Below are 20151 nucleotides of genomic sequence, written 5' to 3'. Positions count from 1 at the left end.
TTGTCTCCTTAACGATGGTCGGTCTTGAGGCGGCGCTCGAGGTACATCGAGTAGCGCGACATGGAGAAGCAGAAGACGAAGAACACCGCACCGATGAAGATGAAGAGTTCCCAGTAGATCCCCTGCCAGTCCGAGGTCGCGCGGATCGCGCTCGCCCGGCCGATCGGATCGAGAATGCCGATGAACACGACCAGGGTGGTGTCCTTGAAGAGGCCGATGAAGGTGTTCACGATCCCCGGGATCGAGATCTTCAGGGCCTGCGGCATGATGATGAGGCGCTGCGCCTTCCAGTAATCAAGGCCCAGCGCATCCGCCGCCTCGTACTGGCCGCGCGGCAGCGCCGCGAGGCCGCCCCGGATCACCTCGGCCATATAGGCCGTGGCGAACAGGGTGACCATGATGATGACGCGCAGGATCAGGTCGAAGTTGGTCCCGGGCGGCAGGAAGTAGTTCAGAAGCAGCGAGGCCGTGAACAGCAGCGTGATGAGCGGCACGCCGCGGATGAACTCGATGAAGGTGACCGAGATCCACTTGATAAGCGGCATGTTGGACTGCCGGCCGAGGGCGAAGAGGATGCCCAGCGGCAGCGACAGGGCGATGCCGGCGACGCCGATCACGATCGAGATCATGAAGCCGCCGAATTCACGGGACGGCACCGGGCGCAGCTCGATCGGGATGATCCCGCCCAGCAGATCGGCGATGTTCTGGACGATCGGGAAGATGCCCAGATCGAGGTTGAACCAGCCCGGCGGGTTGAAGAACAGGGCCAGGAACAGGACCACCGCCATGGCGCTGGTCGGCACGGTGCCCAGGGGCTCGGCCGCGCGCATGATGAAGAGGCCCAGCACCGCCAGTCCCAGCAGCACCATGACCGGCCCCCAGACCGACCCGCCCCACAGGAGCCAGACGGCGATGAACGGGTAGACGACCGAGAACCACATCAGCTTGCGCGGCACCGAGGGAAACAGCACCGGCGCCACGGCCACGATCAGCAGCACGAAGGCCAGGATCGGCCGCCAATAAAGGTCCGACGGATAGAAGCCGAACATCAGCTGCAGCCAGTTGACGCGGATCACCGCCCAGCAGGCACCGGAGGCGCCGTCCAGGATGGCCCGGCATTCGGTCAGCGAATTGGCGTTCCAGACGGAATTGAGCAGCCAGGGCGCCAGTTCATAGACGATGCCGATGACGGCCAGCAGCGACAGCACGGTCAGGATGGCGCTCAGCCAGCCCGAGAACAGGTTCTCGCGCATCCATTTGACGGCACCGGCCTGAGTGGTCGGCGGGGCCTCGGGCGGGAGCATCGTGTCGCGGACGAAGGCGACGGTTTGCGCATGGGTATCGCTCATGTCACCGTTCCTTCAGCTTGATGCGGTTGTTGTAGTAGTTCATCACCGTCGAGATGATCAGGCTGATGACCAGATAGATCAGCATCAGCAGCAGCATCCCCTCCAGCTCGCGCCCGGTCTGGTTGATGGTGATCCCCCCCAGCGTCGAGCGCAGGTCCATGTAGCCCACGGCCAGGCCCAGCGAGGTGTTCTTGGTGATGTTGAGGTATTGCGAGATCAGCGGCGGGACGATGACGCGCATCGCCTGCGGCAGGATCACCAGCCGCATGGTCTTGCCCGGCTGCATGCCCAGCGCATAGGCGGCCTCGGTCTGGCCCTTGGCGATGGCGAGGATGCCGGCGCGGACGTTCTCGGCGATGAAGGCGGCGGTATAGATGCTCAGGCCGATCCACATGGCGATCAGCGAGTTGCGCATCTGGATGCCGCCGGTGAAGTTGAAGCCCCTGAGTTCGGGATATTCGGCGTGGAAGCCGAAGATCACCAGCAGCACCGCCAGCGGCGCCAGGAAGATCAGCAGCGATTTCCACCAGGTCTTGGGCCGGACGCCGGTGGCGTTCTGCACCGCCGTGGCATGGGCCAGGAGCCGCTTGTTCAGCCAGAAGCTGGCGATCAGCACGGCGATGATGACCAGCCAGTTCAGCCCGGTCCCGAGGTTGGGCATGCCGAACATGGCGCCCAGGTCGAGCGAGAAGAGCGGCGCGGGCACATAGACGCCGCGGTTGGTGATGGCGACCGAATCGAAGAGCAGCATGCTCGAGGTCGCGTTCTCGCCCCGGAAGGCCGAGGGCGCGGGCATCGATTCCGACATCACCGCCGAGACGACGATGATCCAGATCAGCACCGGCACGTTGCGGAAGGTCTCGATATAGACCGTCATCAGGCGGGCGACGATCCAGTTCTTGGACAGTCTGAGAACCCCGGCCGCGACGCCCAGCACCGTGGCCATGATACAGGCCATGACGGCCAGGATCAGCGTGTTCAGCAGGCCGACGACTGTGGCGCGCAGATGCGTCGATTGCGAGGAATACTCGATCGGTCGCTGCGCGATGTCATAGCCCGCGGTGTTGAAGAGGAAGTCGAAACCGAAGGGCTTGCCCAGGGCCTCGAGGTTGGTCTTGGTGTTGTAGACCAGCCATGCGGCGCCGAGCATGAGCACGAAAAGCGCGAAGACCTGGATCGTCATCGACCGGTAGCGCGAATCGTAAAGCAACATGCTCAGGCGAAACGCGGGCTGCTGAGCGCCGCTGTCCATTGCCATGAAATGTCTCCCTGCATCCGTGTGGTTTTTTTTGCTGCCCGCACCTTTGGCGCCGGGCGACACGGTTATGCTTGTTCTGGATAGGAAAACGGCGCGCGACGGGGTCGCGCGCCGGATCCGGGGCCGTTAGCGGAACGGCGGTGCGTAGAGCAGACCACCCTGGGTCCACTGGGCGTTCAGACCACGGGCCAGGCCGATCGGAGTGGCCTCGCCGATGGTGGCGGCGAAGATCTCGCCATAGTTGCCGCCGGCGGCAATGGCGCGCATCGCCCATTGCGCGTCGAGGCCGATCATCGCGCCGAGGTCGCCTTCGGCGCCCAAGAGACGGTTGATCTCGGGGTTGTTGGTGCCGGCAGCCATCTGCTCGAGGTTGGACGAGGTGACGCCCAGCTCTTCGGCGGCGACCAGCGCGTTCAGGGTCCAGCGGGCGATGTCGGCCCATTGGTCGTCACCCTGGCGCACCAGCGGGCCCAGCGGCTCTTTCGAGATGATTTCCGGCAGGATCACGTGATCGCCGGGGGTCTCGAACGAGGCGCGGGTCGCGGCCAGACCCGAGGCGTCGGTGGTGTAGACGTCGCAGGCACCGGCCAGGTACTGCTGCTGGGCCTCGGCGTTGGTCTCGATCGGGACCGGCTCGTAGGTCATGTTGTTGATGCGGAAGTAATCCGCGAGGTTGAGCTCGGTCGTGGTGCCGGTCTGGATGCAGACGGTGGCGCCATCGAGTTCGGTGGCCGACGAGACGCCGAGCGCCCGGTTCACCATGAAGCCCTGGCCGTCGTAATAATTGACGCCGATGAAGGTGAAGCCGAGGTCGGTATCGCGCGAGAAGGTCCAGGTGGTGTTCCGGGCCAGGATGTCGATCTCGCCCGAGGCCAGCGCGGTAAAGCGGGTCTGGCCGGTGGTCGGCACGAAGTTCACGGCCATCGGGTCGCCCAGCACGGCAGCGGCGACGGCGCGGCAGACGGCGACGTCAAAGCCCTGCCAGACGCCGTTCGCGTCGGGGGCCGAGAAGCCGTTCACGCCGGTCGACACGCCGCAGTTCAGCGAGCCACGGGCCTTCACGTCGTCGAGCGTTGCCGCCGACGCATAGCCAGCCACCAAGGCCGCCGTTGCGAGCGTCCCCAAAAATACCGATTTTTTCATAGTTACCTCTTCCTGTTGCAACCGCCCTTGCGGGCGATCTTCCAGCCCCTCGCGGAGCCAATGGTTGCCGGTTCAGATCCGGCTGGGCATCGCCACGGCAACGGGGCCGGGGCGACGAGGCGCATCTTTAGGATGCTGCGTAGGCGAATTTGTGCCGATTATTATTGGCCGTCAAGTCAATCATTCCTGACGCTGATGCTTACGCAAGCGGCAAGTCGGGCGGCCCGGACCCGTGGAGATTGCGTATTTTCGCGGCAAACCTGTTGGGCGCTAACAGCGACAGGCGGCGAAAAAACGGGCGGCGTCGAGAAAGGCGGTGCGGCGGTGCAACGTCAAGCGGATGGCCTCGTCGTCGGGGCCCCATTGCTCGGTCTGCCAGTCCTCGTCGATTCGCGAAACGTCCCACAAGGTTTCGACCGGGGCGATTCCCTCGGTCACCGCCAGACCGACCACCAGCGAACCCGACATGGCCACCAGATCGTGAAAGGCGGTCAGCTCGAAAGGCGTGAACCGCAGGATATGCCCGGCCAGCCGGCCCAGCGTCTCGGGCTCCTGCTGGGTCGGCATGACGCCCGAGGTGACGGCCCAGCGGACCCCGAAGCGCTCGGCCGACCAGGCCAGCAGCGGGTCCCAGGCCAGCGCCTGCCGCTCGACCAGTTCGACCGGGCTATCGGCGCGGTAGCACAGCAGATCCGTCTCGCCGTAGGCGGCGATGATCTCGGCCACTTCGGCGAACTGGGCGCTCACCTTGTCCAGCGCGGCATTGGCGGCGCGGGTGGCGGGCATGGCCTCGGGGCGGACCTCGCCCTCCTGCGCGGCCCATTCGGCGGCCACCAGATCGGCCAGCGCCCGGGTCGGCAGCAGCAGCGGCGCCTTGGCCGGGGTCTTGATCGGCCGCCCGTCCAGCGCGATGCCGAAGCCCTCGGGCGCCTCGGTCACGGTGACGGTCTTCCAGAAGACCTTGCGTCCCCAGCCGCTCATGCCCAAAGCCCCCCCAGCGCCGCCTCCAGCTGGTCGAAAGCGTCGATCCTGAGGTCGGCGCGCCGCAGCCGGGCCAGCGGATGATAGCCCCAGGTCACACCGATGGCCCGGATCCCGGCGGCATGGCCCATCTCTATGTCGAATTCGGTATCGCCGACGATCACCGCGTTTTCTGCCGCGATCCCGGTTTCGCGCAGGCAGGCGTGGATCATCGACGGATGCGGCTTCGACGGGTGGTCATCGGCGACCTGCGTGCTGGCGAAGAACCCGGCCAGATCATGCGAGGTCATCAGCGCCTCGAGCCCGCGCCGCGACTTGCCGGTGGCGATGGCGAGCGTGACGGCGGGGTTGGCGGCCAGCCTCTCCAGCGCCGCGCGGGCGCCGGGGAAGAGCGGGCTGCCCTTGGCGCCGTTTTGCAGCCTGAGCGCCTGATAGGTCGACTTGTAGGCGGCAACCAGCGCGTCGCGCCGGGCCTCGCTCACGCGCGGTGCCAGATGGGTCACCGCGACCGGCAGCGACAGGCCGACGATGCCCTTGATCGCCTCATGCGAGGGGACCGTCATCCCCTGCCCGGCGAAAGCGGCGGTCATCGAGTCGATGATATCGGTCTGGCTGTCGACCAGCGTGCCGTCGACATCGAAAATCACCAGGCGAGAGGTCATTCCTGCTCCTCGAACGGGTCGGCGGGGACGTCGGTTTCCTTCCAGCCCATCGTGGCCCAGCTTTTCGCCATATGGGCGGGCAAGGGCGCCTCGATGGTCACGGGCTTGCCGGTGACCGGGTGCTCGAAGGTGATGCGCCGGGCATGCAGATGCAGCTTGCGCGAGATGTCGCCGCCCAGCTGCGCGCCCCAGCCGTCGCCCAGATTCTCCTGCCCCGAACCGCCGTATTTGCCGTCACCGATGATCGGATGCCCCATCTCGGCCATATGCGCGCGCAACTGGTGGGTGCGCCCGGTGATCGGCACCAGCGCCACCCAGGCGGCGCGGCTGGCCAGCCGGTCGAGCACCGCGTAATCGGTGGTGGCGCGCTTGGCGCCCTCGGTCTTGTCGACCTCGTTGGGGTGGACGCAGCGCATCTTCTCCGCATCCCGGCCGCCTGATTTCACCAGCCCGTAGCGGATCGTGCCCATCAAGGGCTGCGGCACGCCGGCGACGATGGCCCAATAGATCTTGCGCGTGTTGCGGTGGCGGAAGGCCTCGGACAGACGCCGGGCCACGCGCGGCGTCCGGGCCAGCAGCAGGACGCCCGAGGTGTCCTTGTCCAGCCGGTGCACCAGCACCGGACGCTCCTTGTAGCCGAATTTCAGCGCCTCGGTCAGGCCGTCCACATGCCGGTTGCCCTGCCCCGAGCCCCCCTGCGACGGCAGGCCCGGCGGCTTGTTCAGGGCGATGACATGTTCGTCCTTCCACAGCACGCAATCGCGGATCATCTCGGCATCGGCGTCGGGGATCCCCTCGACCCGCGCGGGGGGCGGCGGCGCGGCATCGGGCAGCGGCGGGATGCGCACCTGCTGCCCCGCCTCGATCCGGTCGCCCGATTTCACCCGCTTGCCGTCGACGCGCAGCTCGCCCTTGCGGCAGAACTTCTCGACCATGCCCTGGGTGACCTGGGGAAACTTGCGCTTCAGCCAGCGGTCCAGCCGCTGCTCGCCTTCATCGGTGCCGACGGTCAGGGTCTGTACGCCGCTCATGCGGTGATGCTCCTTGCAATCCAGAGGCCCGCCACGATCGCCAGCAGCGACAGCGTGACCGAGGCCGCGACATAGGTAACGGCGAGCGCCTGCTGGCCCCGCTCCCACAGCGTCAGGGTATCGAGGGAGAAGGCCGAAAAGGTGGTGAACCCGCCCAGCACGCCGGTCATCAACAGGGGCGCGAAACGGTTGGCGCTGAGATGGCCCAGCGTGACCACGACCAGCCCCATGACGAACGAGCCCAGCACGTTCACGGCCAGCGTGCCCCAGGGGAAACCCGGCCCCATGAGCCGGATCGCCGCCACCCCTGTCAGGTAGCGGCCCGAGGCGCCGATCGCGCCGCCGAGGGCGACTTGGAGAAGCGTGGACAACATGCCGCTGCCTTGGCGCGCATGGGGCCCAGAGTCAAGCCGGGCCACCCTGGCGGCGGCTTCTGAGCTTGGCGAAATACTCGACCCGCTTCTTCAGCTCGCGCTCGAAACCCCGTTCGGGCGGCGCATAGAGGACCGGCCGCTTGACCCCATCGGGGAAATAGTTCTGGCCACTGAACCCGTCCTCGGCGTCATGGTCGTATTGATAGCCCGCGCCGTAGCCCTGAGCCTCCATCAGCTTGGTCGGCGCGTTCAGGATATGCGCCGGCGGCATGGCGCTGCCGGTCTTGGTCGCCAGCTGCCGCGCCGCCTTGTAGGCGACATAGACCGCGTTCGATTTCGGCGCGAGGGCGAGGTACACGAGGGCCTGCGCCAGCGCCAGTTCGCCCTCGGGACTGCCGAGGCGCTCATAGGTCTGCCAGGCCTCGAGGCACACGGATTGCGCCTGCGGATCGGCCAGGCCGATATCCTCGACCGCCATGCGGGTGATGCGCCGGGCGAGGAAGCGCGGGTCCTCGCCCCCCTCCAGCATCCGCGCGAACCAGTAGAGCGCGGCGTCGGGGTCGGACCCCCGGACCGATTTGTGCAGGGCCGAGATCAGGTTGTAATGCTCGTCGCCCGACTTGTCGTATTTCGCCGCCCGCCGCATCAGCCGCTTGGTCAGCGCCTCGGTATCGAGCGGGGCACCGGTGACGCGCCAGGCCATGACCTGCTCGATCAGGTTGAGCAACGCCCGCCCGTCGCCGTCCGCCATCTCCAGAAGCGCGTCGCGGGCCTGCACGGTCAGAGGCAGCTGGCGCTTCAGCTCATGCTCGGCCCGCTCGGCCAGACGCTCCAGATCGGCCAGCGACAGCCGGGTCAGGACCATGACCTGCGCCCGGCTCAGAAGCGCGGCGTTCAGCTCGAACGAGGGGTTCTCGGTGGTGGCGCCGACCAGCAGGATCGTGCCGTCCTCCATATGCGGCAGGAAACCGTCCTGCTGCGCCTTGTTGAAACGGTGGATCTCGTCGACGAAAAGGAGCGTCCCCTGCCCGTTCCGCCGCCTCAGCTTGGCCGCCTCGAAAACCTTGCGCAGCTCGGGCACGCCCGAGAAGATGGCGCTGATCTGCACGAAATGCAGATCCGTCTCGGCCGCCAGCAGCCGGGCGATGGTGGTCTTGCCCACGCCGGGCGGCCCCCAGAGGATCAGCGACCCCAGCGTCCCCGCCGCCAGCATGGCGCCCAGCGGCCCGTCGGGGCCCAGCACCGCCTCCTGCCCGATGACCTGCCCCAGCGATTGCGGGCGCAGCCGGTCGGCCAGCGGGCGCGGGGCGTCCGGGACTGGGGTGTCGGAGGGGGAATCGAAGAGATCGGCCATGGGGGGAATCTATGCGCTGCCCGGGGCGGGGGGAAGGCGCCTTCGCCCCCGCGGTGCGCCCGCGGCACGCGCCGGGGGTTTCACACCCCCGGACCCCCGTGGGATATTTATAGCGCAAAGATGCGGGTTAACGGATCCTTAAGCCCCATCTTTGCGCTGCAAATATCCTCGGGGGGTCAAGGGGGGCAGACGGCCCCCCTTGTCGCGGCCGCCCCGGGCGCCCGGTCAGAGGCGGAAGCGCAGAAGGCTGCGGCGGCCGTCGCGGAGGAGTTCGACCTCCCAATAGCGCGAGGGATCGCGCAGCGCACGGTCCAGCGCCGCGGTGTCGGGCACCGGCTGGCGGTTGACCGAGAGCAGGATGTCCCCGGGCGCGAGGCCGGCGCGGGCGGCGATGTCATCGGCCTCGACCACCACCACGCCCGAGGCCTGCGGATCGAGGCCGCGTTCGGCGGCGACGGCGGGGTTGATCGTCTCGGCCACCAGCCCGCGCAGCGCCACGCCGCGCACGGTCAGGCGGTTGCGTTCGGGGCTCTCGGGCGGCGCGATCAGGGCCACGTCGCTCTCCTGCCGCTCGCCCGCGCGCACCCAGCTGAGCCGCGCCGTGCCGCCGATGCCGCGGGCGGCGAGGCGGAACATCATCTCCTGCGGCGCGTTCACCGGGTCGCCGTCCACCGCCAGCACCACATCCCCGGCGCGGAGCCCGGCCTCAGCCAGCGGGCTGTCCGGGTGCAGCGCGGTGATGGCCACGCCCTGCGGCAGGCCCAGCCCCAGCGCCTCGGCCAGCGCCGCGTCGACCGCCTGGCCGGTCACACCCATCCAGGGGCGTTGGAAATGCGTCTCGCCGCTCTCGGCCTGGGCCACGACCTGGCTGACCAGATTGGCGGGGATGGCGAAGCCGATGCCGTTCGAGCCGCCCGAGCGGGTCAGGATCGCCGAATTGATGCCGACCAGATGGCCCTGCATGTCGACCAGCGCGCCGCCGGAATTCCCCGGGTTGATCGCCGCATCGGTCTGGATGAAATAGCCGCGCCCCGAGCCCACGGCGATCCCCGACCGGGCGAGCGCCGAGACGATGCCCGAGCTGACCGTCTGACCGACGCCGAACGGGTTGCCGATGGCCAGCACCAGATCGCCGACCTCGATCCGGTCGCTGTCGGCGATCTGGATCGCGGGCAGGTCCGAGGCGCCGCGCAGCCGCAGGATGGCGAGGTCGCTTTCCTCATCGGCCAGGATCACGTCGGCGGCGAATTCGCGGCGGTCGTTCAGCACGACGCGGATGTCGTCGGCCTCGCCCACTACGTGGTAGTTCGACACGACGATCCCGTCCGATTGCAGGATCACCCCCGACCCCAGCGCGTTCTGCACCCGGGGCGTCGCTTGCCCGCGATTGCCGAACAGCTGGTTGAAGAACGGGTCGTTGAAGAAGGGGCTCTGCTGTTCGGCCACCACCCGCCGGGCGTAGATCGAGACCACGGCGGGCGCGGTCTGGCGCACCACGGGGGCGAAGCTGAGCTGGATCTGCGCCTGCCCTTCGGGCACCTGGGTGACAGTGACGGGCATCAGCCGCTCGGGCGGCAGGGGCGAGGCGGCGGGAGGCGGCGTGTTGGCCAGCGACTGGGCGGTGACCGGCGTGAAATTCTGCATCGCGCCCAGGGTAATTCCGACCCCGGCGAGAGCCCCGACGAGAACCAGCCCGACGATACGCATGGATGCCTCCGTTCTGCGGTATCCCGGAACTATGGGTCCGCGCCGCGGGACATGCAACGCGGGCTCACGGAATTGGGATGGGCTGCGGCGCGGGGCGGCCGGGGATCAGATCAGCCAGACGGCGGCGAGGCCCAGCAACGCGGGCACGCCCTGCACCAGGAAGATCCGCGGGCTGGCGGTAGCCGCGCCATAGGCACCGGCGACCAGAACGAAGAGCAGGAAGCAGGTGGCGACATTCTTCGCCCAGGCCGGATCGCCGATGAACAGCGACCAGATCAGCCCGGCGGCGAGAAAGCCGTTGTAGAGCCCCTGATTGGCGGCAAGCGTCTTGGTCTGCGGAAAGAGCTCACGCGGGAGCGAGCGGAAGGCGGCGGGGCCGCGGGTCTCCCAGGCGAACATCTCGAGCCAGAGGATGTAGAGATGCAAAAGCGCGACCAGCGCGACGAGGATCAGGGCGATCACGGACATGGGCGGCGTTCCTTTGCTGCGGCCGGGTCAAGCTTACGCCGACCGCCCGCCCGGTCAAGCCCCGGCACCGCAAGGAAAAACCCCCGCAGCAGGGCTGCGGGGGTCCAGTCCGGGCCGGATGGCGGCCGCAGGACTTACTCTTCCGAGGCGTCCTCGGCCTCAAGACGGGCCTTGTCGGCGGCGCCTTTGGCCGAAACGTCGCGCTCGACGAATTCGATGATCGCCATCGGCGCCATGTCGCCATAGCGGAAGCCGGCTTTCAGGACGCGGATGTAACCACCGGCGCGGTCCTTGTAGCGGGGGCCGAGCACGTCGAACAGTTTCGCGACGTCCTTGTCTTCCTTCAGCACCGCGCCGGCCTGACGGCGGGCGTGCAGATCACCGCGCTTGGCCAGCGTGATCAGCTTCTCGACGATCGGACGCAGTTCCTTCGCCTTGGGAAGGGTGGTCTTGATCTGCTCGTGCTCGATCAGCGAGCCGGCCATGTTGGCGAACAGGGCCTTGCGGTGTTCGTGGGTGCGGTTCAGGCGGCGGTAGCCACGGGCGTGACGCATGATGGTCTCCTTACGTCTTTTGCTTTGTGTTGCACCCCGTGCGTTGCGGAGCGCGTCGTTGGGGCGGCATGCCCAGGCTGTTCCCCGGCTGGACCGGGCATTTGGTGCAAGGTGCGTGCAAGCACGCACCCTACAAGTTCATCGTGCGAGGCGCCCGTAGGGTGCGTGCTCGCACGCACCGCCTCAGAACTGGTCTTCGAAGCGCTTGGCCAGCTCTTCGATGTTCTCCGGCGGCCAGTCCTCGACTTCCATCCCGAGATGCAGGCCCATGCCCGAGAGCACTTCCTTGATCTCGTTCAGCGACTTGCGGCCGAAGTTCGGGGTGCGGAGCATCTCGGCTTCGGTCTTCTGGATCAGGTCGCCGATATAGACGATGTTGTCGTTCTTCAGGCAGTTGGCCGAACGGACGCTGAGTTCCAGCTCGTCCACCTTCTTCAGCAGCAGCGGGTTGAACTCGAGCCCGTCGTCCTCGCCACCGCGGCCCGCCGCTTCCGGCTCGTCGAAGTTGACGAACACTTGCAGCTGGTCCTGCAGGATGCGCGCGGCGAAGGCCACGGCGTCCTCGGGGGTGACCGAGCCGTCGGTCTCGATCTTCATGGTCAGCTTGTCGTAGTCCAGCACCTGGCCCTCGCGGGTCGGCGTGACTTCGTAGGCGACCTTCTTGACCGGCGAATAGATGGCGTCGATCGGGATCAGGCCGATGGGCGCATCCTCGGGGCGGTTCTTGTCCGCGCCGACATAGCCCTTGCCGGTGTTGACCGTCAGCTCCATGAACAGCTCGGCGCCGTCATCGAGGTGGCAGATCACGTGGTCCTTGTTCAGGACTTCGATCCCGTTGGTCACCGCGATGTCGCCGGCTTTCACCACCGACGGCCCGCGGGCCGAGATCGTCACGCGCTTCGGCCCGTCCACGTCCATCTTGAGCGCGACGCCCTTGAGGTTCAGGACGATGTCGGTCACGTCTTCACGCACACCGGCGACCGAGGAAAACTCGTGCAGCACGTTGTCGATCTGCACCGAGGTGATGGCCGCGCCCTGCAGCGACGACATCAGGATGCGGCGCAGCGCATTGCCCAGCGTCAGGCCGAAGCCACGCTCGAGCGGTTCGGCGACGACGGTCGCCTTGCGCGAGGGATCGGCACCGGGGCGAACGTCGAGTTGCGCCGGCTTGATCAATTCCTGCCAGTTCTTGTGGATCATGGATCTGCCTCCATTCCTGTATCCGGGTCATGACCGAAGCCGGATACGCCCGAGGGACTTCATGACAGAATCGGACCGCACGCTCAGGTGCGGTCCGATCCCTGTTGGTTCTGCGTCAGACGCGGCGACGCTTCGGCGGACGGCAGCCGTTGTGGGCCAGCGGCGTCACGTCGCGGATCGAGGTGATCTGAAGCCCGGCAGCGGCCAGCGCGCGCAGCGCCGATTCGCGGCCCGAGCCGGGGCCCTGCACCTCGACCTCGAGGGTGCGAAGGCCGTGTTCCTGCGCCTTCTTGGCGGCGTCCTCGGCGGCGAGCTGGGCGGCGTAGGGCGTCGATTTGCGCGAGCCCTTGAAGCCCATGGTGCCGGCCGACGACCACGAGATGGCGTTGCCCTGCACGTCCGAGATCAGGATCTTGGTGTTGTTGAACGTCGAGTTCACATGCGCCACGCCAGCGGCGATGTTCTTGCGTTCCTTGCGCTTGACGCGCGCGGTGGATTTGGTGTCGCGAGCCATTGGTCCTGCCCTCCCTTACTTCTTCTTGCCGGCGATCGGCTTCGCCGGGCCCTTGCGGGTGCGGGCGTTGGTATGGGTGCGCTGGCCGCGCACGGGCAGGTTGCGGCGGTGACGCAGCCCACGATACGACCCCATGTCCATCATGCGCTTGACGTTCATGGTGACTTCGCGGCGCAGGTCGCCTTCGACGGTCAGGTTGGCGTCGATGTATTCGCGGATCGCGAGCACTTCGTCGTCAGTGAGTTGGTTGACCCGGCGAGCGGGTTCGATGTTCAGGGCCGCGACGATCTGGTCGGCGATGGCCGGACCGATGCCGTGGATGTACTGGAGAGCGATCGGGACGCGCTTTCCGGTGGGGATGTTGACGCCAGCAATACGTGCCACGCGGTTTCTTCCTTTTGTTGCGGTTCCGTAGTCCCAGAACCTTTTTTCACAACACGAGCCTGCGCGGCGCCGTGCCAGACGAACAACCCCGGCCCATGGGCCAAACGAACAATCCGAGTCGGCGGGCGACTCGGATCGCGGGATCAGGCGCATCGGGTAGGCGGTTTTCAGCCTGAGGTCAAGGGCGCGCCCTTCCTGTCAAGTGTTTTTTCGCACCTCCCCGGCGTCAGGGGCAGGCAAAGAACACCGTGGCCGTCTCGGTCCCGTCATAAAGGCTGACGCGGGGCGTTTCCTGCCGCTCCATCCGGAAGGTGAAAAGCTGGGGCGTAATCAGCCCCGGCTCCTCGCAGTAGCCGGTGTGGGTACTGGTGGAAAGGTCCGCCGCATCGAGGTCGAGCGCGGGCTCGAAGACGCAGCGATACTCCATCCCGATGAGGCCCGTGGGCTCCAGCAGCAGGGCATCGCTGTCGCCCAGCACATCCTCGGCCGCGGCCCCGGCGCGCAGATCCGGGCAGATGGCGGTGTTCGAGACCCAGGCGAGCCCCTGGGCCGAGGCCATCGCGGGAAGCACTGCTACGAGCGCGGCCAGTGGCAACAGGTGATGGCGCATGAAAAACCCTCCGTGACACAGGGTCAGGAGGGTAGTTCGTTTTGCCTGTGCTGCAAGGCTCAGCCGTCGAGCGCCGCCGCCACATCGGCCGTGACCTTGGCCATGTCCTGCAGCCCGTCCACGACCTTGAGCTTGCCCTTGGCGTGGTAATAGCCGATCAGCGGCGAGGTCTTCTTGTAATATTCCAGCAGGCGCTGGCGCAGGCTGTCCTCGTTGTCATCGGCGCGGCGCTTCAGGTCGTGGCTGCCGCAGACGTCGCAGGTGCCGGCCACTTTCGTGGGCTTCGTGCGGTCGTGATAGACCTCGCCGCAATTGCCGCAGGTGAAGCGGCCGGTGATGCGGTCCACGAGGGCCTCGTCATCGACGCGCAGTTCCACCACCGCATCCAGGCTCTCGCCCTTGGCCGCCAGCAGATCGCCCAAGGCGTCGGCCTGGGCCAGCGTCCGGGGGAAGCCGTCGAAGATGAAGCCGCCGGTGGCGCCCTTCTCCAGCTGCTCGGCGATCAGGCCGATGACGATCTCGTCCGTGACCAGCTGGCCCGCATCCATGACGGCGGCGACCTTCTGGCCCATCTCGGTCCCCGAGGTGCGGGCGGCGCGCAGCATGTCGCCGGTCGAGAGCTGGACCATGCCGCGGCCCTCGACCAGGATCCGTGCCTGGGTCCCCTTGCCGGCGCCCGGGGCGCCCAGAAGTATGATGTTCATCGCAGGGCGGGCCCTTTCTTGCGGGCAGGTTTGCTGCCGTCGGTACGTTTACGGCCACGCAGCTGCGAACGCTCCAGCAGGCCCTCGTATTGATGCGCCACCAGATGCGACTGGACCTGGCTCATCGTGTCCAGCGTCACCGCCACGACGATCAGCACCGAGGTGCCGCCGAAGTAGAAGGGGATCGCCAGCTCGGCGCGCAGGATTTCCGGCATCAGCGCCACGGCAGCCAGATAGAGCGCGCCGACGGTACAGATGCGGGTGACGATGTAGTGAAGATATTCCTCGGTCCGCTTGCCCGGGCGGATGCCGGGAATGAACCCGTTCTGGTTCTTCAGGTTGTCGGCGATGTCATCGACCTTGAACGACACGTTGAGCGTGTAGAAGAAGGTGAAGAAGATGATAAGCCCGGCGAAGAACACCAGATAGAGCGGCTGCCCCGGCCCGAAATAGGCGAGGATCGTCGCCATGATCGGGTTGGTGGACTGACCCGAGAAGGTGCTGAGCGTCGTCGGCAGCAAGAGGAGCGACGAGGCGAAGATCGCCGGGATCACGTTGGCGGGGTTCACCTTGATCGGCAGGTGCGAGGAGCCGCCGTCATAGACCTTCATCCCGACCTGACGCCGCGGGTACTGGATATGCACCTTCCTCAGCGCGCGTTCCATGAACACGACGAAGGCCACCAGCGCGATCATCATCCCCAGAATGCCGACGACCAGCATCCAGTTGGTGTTTTCCGCCCGGCTCTGGGTCAGGAATTGCGCCAGCTGCGCCGGCAATTCGGCGATGATGCCGACGAAGATGATGAGCGAGGTGCCGTTGCCGATCCCGCGCGAGGTGATCTGCTCGCCCAGCCACATCAGGAACAGCGTGCCGCCGACCAGGGTGATGACGGTCGAGATGCGGAAGAACCAGCCCGGATCGGTGGCGAGATCCCCGGCCTCAAGCGAGATCGCGAGGCCATAGGATTGCACCAGCGCCAGGAACACGGTGCCGTAGCGGGTGTATTGGTTCAGCTTGCGGCGGCCCAGCTCGCCTTCCTTGCGGAGGTTCTGCCAGGGGCCGTACATCGAAGCCACCAGCTGCACGATGATCGAGGCCGAAATGTAGGGCATGATGCCCAGGGCGAAGATCCCCATGCGGGCAATGGCGCCGCCGGTGAACATGTTGAGCATGCCGCCCAGACCCGCCGCCGCGCCCGACATGAACTCGCGCAGCTGTCCGCCGTCGATCCCGGGCACCGGGATATAGGTGCCGATCCGGTAGACGATCAGCAGGCCGATGGCGAAGAAAATGCGCTGGCGCAGGTCCTTGGCCTTGGCGAGCGTGGCCCACGAGGTGTTGGCCGCCATTTGCTCTGCAGAAGAAGCCATGTTCCGTTTCTTTCATGACAGCGCCGCCGATCCGGGCTCCGGTTCGGCGGCGCAGGAAAACCCATGCGGATGATGTAAGGGGCGACGGCGCCGCCCACAACACCTTATTCGGCCGCTTCAGCCGCCGCGACGGTGGTTTTCAGCGAGCCGCCAGCTTTCGCCACGGCCTCGACAGCCGCTTTCGAGGCGCCGGTGACGGCGAGGGTCACGGCCTGGCCGATCTCGCCTTTCGCCAGAACGCGGATGCCGTCCAGCTTGCGGCGCACCAGGCCCGAGGCGACCAGCACGTCTTCGGTGATCTCGACTTTCGCGTCGATCTTGCCGTCTTCGATGAACTTGGCGATGGCGCCCAGGTTCGTGACAGCCCATTCCTTGCGGTTCGGCTTGTTGAAGCCGCGCTTCGGCAGGCGGCGGTAGAGGGGCATCTGGCCGCCTTCATAGCCATTCAGCGCCACGCCCGAGCGGGATTTCTGGCCCTTGATACCGCGGCCGGCGGTCTTGCCCTTGCCCGAACCCGGACCACGCGCAACGCGCTTCTTGGTCTTGGTGGCGCCGGGATTGTCGTGAAGTTCGTTCAGTTTCATGGTCGCATCTCCTTGGCCGGAATACCCCGTCTGCGACGAAAGGGGGCAACGCGGCATGGTGGTGGGTCGAGTCGGACCCTCGGCCCGACCGGGGGGCGTATAGACGGGATAGGGGCGCGGTTCAAGCGCCCTCTGGGGCACACGAAGACTGTTCGAGTAGGCAAGAGCGTATCAAACGTGGATTGATCAACCGGGCTTGATAGCTGTAGGCTGCTACAACCTTTCTATTGCGTCGAAAGTTTTCTTCATGAGTGAAACCAGCGTACAAGTCGAAAGTGCCGTCAGATTTGCCGAGAAGGAATGGGAGAAGACAAGAGAGCAGATCCATCTAATTCTCTCCTTTATCTGGCGCTTTGAAGGGGCAACGCTCGTCGGCTACGGAGCATTTTTCATCTGGATCATTTCCCAAGCGAGGGACCCCGAACCAATCGTCAACCCGTTATGGTACGTCGGCGCAGGGATCGTGTTCCAGCTTGTCCTGATCCTGCGGCTCAAGGTTGAATACGCGATACTCATGTGTCTGTCGGTATACAGCAAGATCTTGGAAGAAGTCATAATAACGTCGGGAAATGTTCTTTATTTCGATGCCAAGGGTATCCCTCATTGCGAGAAGCCACCCGAGTACGTTGACCTGATCGAGAGAGTGAGTCGCTTACCGTTGCTGGGTCCGTCTTTGGGTCGGTTTCTGCTCTACACACGAAAAGACGGCAGACTTGCTCGATCAAATACAAATTCACATTCATCCAGAAATAATGACGGAAGCCAACATACGCAAAGTGGCGTGCATGTCGATGATTTTGATATATCAAGAAGCGTTGAACTCGCAAGCAATCGCAGCTTCCAGTCCAGTTCAGATCACCGCACCGAGCAAGAGAAGAGCAACTCCAATCTTGTTGCCCTTGGTTGGGAGCGATTTCTTTGGAACGCCAAACCTGACCAATTCTCATTCCGAGTTATGGCCAGTCGTTACACTAACACCGCTTTAGGCCTCTTTTTGATTTTTTGCGCTCAACTCTTCTTAGGCTTGATGATCTTTTTCTCGACTCCGGAGCACTCCAATCACCTAGCTGACGCACCGGCTGCATTCAGATTGATTGAGGCGTTCATCGATTCTCTTGCTAGCGTACTGGACCCGTTGATGCTCGTGCATCACTGACAAGGCAACTCCATCTCGTCGAGTCTATATCCGCGTTCCGCTAATTTTCATGCGATCCTCATTGCCTACTACTATGCACTCCGAAAGAGCTTTCCAAAAGACGTGCTTCCAGGAAGCTGCACGATCACATGTCGCGCCTAATGTGCCGCACCCGACTCCCGACCCGTTCGTCGCGCATCCTACAATAGCGGACTGGAGCCCGCTTGTGCGCACTTCTGACGTGATCCGCCTCTAATGGGCCCGGCTTGGCGTGAGATGAGGTAAGGTCATACGTGGCTAGCACAGTTTGGCATGTCCGCCCTGCTGCCCTTGGCGTCAGCGCACCCGGACCGGCAGGCTGGCGTAGCCGCGAAAGCGCGCCAGAGGGACCATGGTGGCCGGACCGTTCGCAGCCAGTTTCGGGAAGCGCTTGACCAGCCCGCCGACGGCGATCCGCCCCTCGACCCGGGCCAGGGTGGCGCCGAGGCAGACATGGATGCCGGTGGCGAAGGCCAGGTGCTTGTTGGGGCTGCGCGACAGGTCCACGCGGTCGGGATCGGCAAAGACCGCAGGATCCCGGTTGGCCCCGGCAATCGAGGTGTGGATATAGGTGCCCTTCGGCAGCACCGTGTCGCCCAGGTCGATCGCCTCACCGGCCAGCCGGTTGCCCTGCTGCAAGGGGCTTTCGACGCGCAGGAATTCCTCGACCGCTGAGGTGATGAGACCGGGATCGGCGATCAGGCGGCGGTGTTCGTCGGGGTTCTTGAGCAGGATCCCCACCGAATTGCCGACCAGGCTGGTGGTCGTCTCGTGGCCGGCGTTCAGCAGGAAGATGCAGTTCTGCATCAGTTCCTCATCGTTCAGCCGCTTGCCGTCCACCTCGCCGAAGATCAGGCTCTCCAGCACCTCGCCCTCCATCGCCCCTTCGCGGTTGCGGCGGCGGTGGTCGATGATGTCGGACAGGATCTCGGTGAATTCCACCACCGCTTCATTGCCCGCCTTGATCCGCTCGGGCGGGACTACCGGGTCCAGCGCGCCGAGGATCGCCAGCGAATAGCCGCGCAGCTTCTGGCGGTATTCGGGCGGGATGCCCAGCATGAAGGAGATGATCTCGGTCGGCAGGACCTTGGCGAAATCCTCGATCAGGTCCAGCTCGCCCTTCTCCTCCACCCGGTCCAGCAGCCGCTCGACGATCCCCTCGATCAGCCCCTCGAAGACCGCGAGCTTGCGGGGCGTGAAGGCCGAAGCCAGCAGCTTGCGCACCACGGTGTGATAGGGCGGGTCGTTGAACACCAGGCTGGTCGTGTGGTGGGTATGCAGCGGGCATTGCCCGAATTTCTTGCCGAATTCCTCGGTCTTGTCGGACAGCATGGCGCGGGACTGATAGACCTTCAGCACATCGGCATGCCGGGTCAGGAACACCGAGCCATCGGCGTTGCGATGCACCGGCGAGCGCTCGCGCAGCGCCCGCAGGGTCGGATAGGGATCCTCGATATAGGCCGGGCCGATGGCGTTGAGGTCGAATTCGGCGATATCGGTCATTGGCAGGCCCCTCCCCTTGCGGCGCGCAGAGTGGCGCAGGATCGCGGCAGATGCAACGAGTTGGGATCACTCCACCGGCCGCGGCAGGAAGATGGTGATGTCGCCGACGATGTCGTTGACGCCCCAGTTGCGGTGCCGGAGCTGGCCGTTGACGATGTAGAGGTCCTTCACCTGATATTCGACCGCGTCGTAGCCGTCGTTGCGGTTCAGCCGCACGAAGGCATCGCGGCGTTCAAGCCCCGGCTCGATCACCGCAAACAGGTCGGGCGGCATGGTCAGGCTCACGGTTTCCAGCACCGACAGCACGTCGTCGTAATCGGTGATGCGTTCATCGCGGAAATAGCACAGCGCCTCGATCCCCGCGCCTGCCACGGCGCCCCCGGCGCTGACCAGCGGCGAATCGCGGGTGACGACGGCGACGGCCGAGCCCAGCACCCGGGCGGTGCGGGTCAGGAAACCGTCGTTCGGGCTGCCGGTGCCGGTGGCGCCGAGGCTGGTCTCGCCGGTGCGGGGATTGACGGTGAAATAGAGGACCGGGCCCGAGTCCTCGGGCGTGGCGGTGGCGGCGCGCTCGGCCTCCATCGCCGGCGAACCCCGCCGCTGGATCAGGCTGGAGAGGCGGTAGTCGCAGATACTGGCCTCGGCGGCGGTGGTGCCGAGGATCAGGGCAAGGGTCAGGACCAGACGCATGACGGGCTCCGCTGGGGGCCGGTCAGGGGTAAGCGAGCAGGGCCGGGAAAGGAAGCGGGGGGCCGTTCACGTTGGAGGGAGGCCTTGTAGGATGGGCAATATTGCCCATCCTACGAACCCGAACGAAAAAAGGCGGGGTTGCCCCCAGCCCTTTGCAGTAAATGGTGCAGAAAATTCGGAAAAATTTTGGTTGGCCAGATTTTGGCCAACCTTTCCCTCGATAGCAACCACATGTGGTATTTTCCGAGGGAGTATTCGTGCTCGCACCCGCGATTATTTCTCCGCCAGCGTCCGAACGCAGGCTGCCTTTCCCTAAGCACGGGATCGACATAAACTTCTGCCGGAATCCGCAATGTGATCTGTTCGCGGAACCTCCTGATCCTTTCAAGAAACAAGGCCGTCCGAAGGGTAAGCATCCGCCGAAGGCCGCAGCCGTGCTATATTGATCAGAGGCTTCTGGGTGCGGCTTTTGGTTTGCGCGGCTTTGGGGCCCATTTTTTGGCGAGGCGCTCGAAGTTGTCGAGGATACGGCCG

At 65.5% G+C, this 20151-nt stretch carries 21 protein-coding genes; 1 reads left to right on the top strand and 20 read right to left on the bottom strand.

Going from position 1 to position 20151, the window contains the following annotated elements; all coding sequences use genetic code 11:
* Positions 1–8 precede the first annotated feature (8 nt).
* From DDE23_RS10630 to rplO, 18 genes are all read right to left on the bottom strand, one after another.
* Positions 9–1349 (bottom strand): amino acid ABC transporter permease, encoded by a 1341-nt coding sequence (locus tag DDE23_RS10630; RefSeq protein WP_107753539.1) that lies wholly within the window; start codon positions 1347–1349, stop codon positions 9–11.
* 1 nt (position 1350) lies between these two features.
* A complete protein-coding gene (locus DDE23_RS10625; RefSeq protein WP_107753537.1) occupies positions 1351–2607 on the bottom strand; it encodes an amino acid ABC transporter permease in 1257 nt (418 codons plus the stop codon).
* 126 nt (positions 2608–2733) lie between these two features.
* Positions 2734–3750, bottom strand: a complete 1017-nt coding sequence (locus DDE23_RS10620; RefSeq protein ID WP_107753535.1) for an amino acid ABC transporter substrate-binding protein — start codon at positions 3748–3750, stop codon at positions 2734–2736.
* Positions 3751–4020: 270 nt separating this feature from the next.
* Positions 4021–4731 (bottom strand): ATP12 family chaperone protein, encoded by a 711-nt coding sequence (locus tag DDE23_RS10615; protein ID WP_107753533.1) that lies wholly within the window; start codon positions 4729–4731, stop codon positions 4021–4023.
* Entirely contained in the window at positions 4728–5393 is a 666-nt protein-coding gene (locus DDE23_RS10610) for an HAD-IA family hydrolase (RefSeq protein ID WP_107753531.1), read from the bottom strand. The genes DDE23_RS10615 and DDE23_RS10610 overlap by 4 nt, the downstream gene beginning before the upstream one ends.
* Positions 5390–6424 (bottom strand): RluA family pseudouridine synthase, encoded by a 1035-nt coding sequence (locus DDE23_RS10605; protein WP_107753529.1) that lies wholly within the window; start codon positions 6422–6424, stop codon positions 5390–5392. Before DDE23_RS10605 ends, DDE23_RS10610 begins: the two co-directional genes overlap by 4 nt.
* On the bottom strand, positions 6421–6798 hold the full coding sequence (gene crcB / locus DDE23_RS10600; RefSeq protein WP_107753527.1) for a fluoride efflux transporter CrcB: 378 nt from the start codon (positions 6796–6798) through the stop codon (positions 6421–6423). Before crcB ends, DDE23_RS10605 begins: the two co-directional genes overlap by 4 nt.
* Positions 6799–6829: 31 nt before the next feature.
* Entirely contained in the window at positions 6830–8152 is a 1323-nt protein-coding gene (locus tag DDE23_RS10595) for a replication-associated recombination protein A (RefSeq protein WP_107753525.1), read from the bottom strand.
* 225 nt (positions 8153–8377) lie between these two features.
* The gene (locus tag DDE23_RS10590) at positions 8378–9712 is read right to left on the bottom strand and encodes a Do family serine endopeptidase (RefSeq protein WP_107753798.1); all 1335 of its coding nucleotides are present in this window, start codon (positions 9710–9712) and stop codon (positions 8378–8380) included.
* A gap of 252 nt (positions 9713–9964) precedes the next feature.
* On the bottom strand, positions 9965–10327 hold the full coding sequence (locus tag DDE23_RS10585; protein ID WP_107753523.1) for a DUF1304 domain-containing protein: 363 nt from the start codon (positions 10325–10327) through the stop codon (positions 9965–9967).
* 134 nt (positions 10328–10461) lie between these two features.
* Complete coding sequence (rplQ, locus tag DDE23_RS10580) at positions 10462–10881, bottom strand: 50S ribosomal protein L17 (RefSeq protein ID WP_107753521.1); 420 nt, start codon at positions 10879–10881, stop codon at positions 10462–10464.
* A 183-nt stretch (positions 10882–11064) separates the two neighbouring features.
* Positions 11065–12081, bottom strand: a complete 1017-nt coding sequence (locus DDE23_RS10575) for a DNA-directed RNA polymerase subunit alpha (protein WP_107753519.1) — start codon at positions 12079–12081, stop codon at positions 11065–11067.
* Between the two features lie 115 nt (positions 12082–12196).
* Positions 12197–12595 (bottom strand): 30S ribosomal protein S11, encoded by a 399-nt coding sequence (rpsK, locus tag DDE23_RS10570; RefSeq protein ID WP_107753517.1) that lies wholly within the window; start codon positions 12593–12595, stop codon positions 12197–12199.
* A gap of 15 nt (positions 12596–12610) precedes the next feature.
* Positions 12611–12979, bottom strand: a complete 369-nt coding sequence (gene rpsM / locus DDE23_RS10565; RefSeq protein ID WP_107753515.1) for a 30S ribosomal protein S13 — start codon at positions 12977–12979, stop codon at positions 12611–12613.
* Positions 12980–13205: 226 nt separating this feature from the next.
* Positions 13206–13589 carry a hypothetical protein gene (locus DDE23_RS10560; RefSeq protein WP_107753513.1) on the bottom strand — a complete coding sequence of 128 codons (384 nt, stop codon included), beginning with the start codon at positions 13587–13589 and terminating at the stop codon, positions 13206–13208.
* Between the two features lie 59 nt (positions 13590–13648).
* Positions 13649–14293 (bottom strand): adenylate kinase, encoded by a 645-nt coding sequence (locus tag DDE23_RS10555; RefSeq protein ID WP_107753511.1) that lies wholly within the window; start codon positions 14291–14293, stop codon positions 13649–13651.
* Entirely contained in the window at positions 14290–15666 is a 1377-nt protein-coding gene (gene secY / locus DDE23_RS10550; protein WP_107753509.1) for a preprotein translocase subunit SecY, read from the bottom strand. Before secY ends, DDE23_RS10555 begins: the two co-directional genes overlap by 4 nt.
* A 104-nt stretch (positions 15667–15770) precedes the next feature.
* Entirely contained in the window at positions 15771–16250 is a 480-nt protein-coding gene (rplO, locus tag DDE23_RS10545; protein ID WP_107753507.1) for a 50S ribosomal protein L15, read from the bottom strand.
* 247 nt (positions 16251–16497) lie between these two features.
* On the opposite strand from rplO, the gene DDE23_RS24860 reads away from it, so the two are divergent.
* A complete protein-coding gene (locus DDE23_RS24860) occupies positions 16498–17406 on the top strand; it encodes a hypothetical protein (RefSeq protein WP_133239544.1) in 909 nt (302 codons plus the stop codon).
* Between the two features lie 315 nt (positions 17407–17721).
* Here the strand turns inward: DDE23_RS24860 and DDE23_RS10540 are convergent, their stop codons facing one another.
* Positions 17722–18927, bottom strand: a complete 1206-nt coding sequence (locus DDE23_RS10540) for a cytochrome P450 (RefSeq protein ID WP_107753505.1) — start codon at positions 18925–18927, stop codon at positions 17722–17724.
* A gap of 66 nt (positions 18928–18993) precedes the next feature.
* Entirely contained in the window at positions 18994–19617 is a 624-nt protein-coding gene (locus DDE23_RS10535; RefSeq protein ID WP_107753503.1) for a hypothetical protein, read from the bottom strand.
* Positions 19618–20151 lie beyond the last annotated feature (534 nt).

Source organism: Pararhodobacter aggregans (assembly GCF_003075525.1).
Lineage (GTDB): Bacteria > Pseudomonadota > Alphaproteobacteria > Rhodobacterales > Rhodobacteraceae > Pararhodobacter > Pararhodobacter aggregans.
Note: the sequence above shows the minus strand (reverse complement) of the source record. Positions and strands in the feature narration are given on the sequence as shown.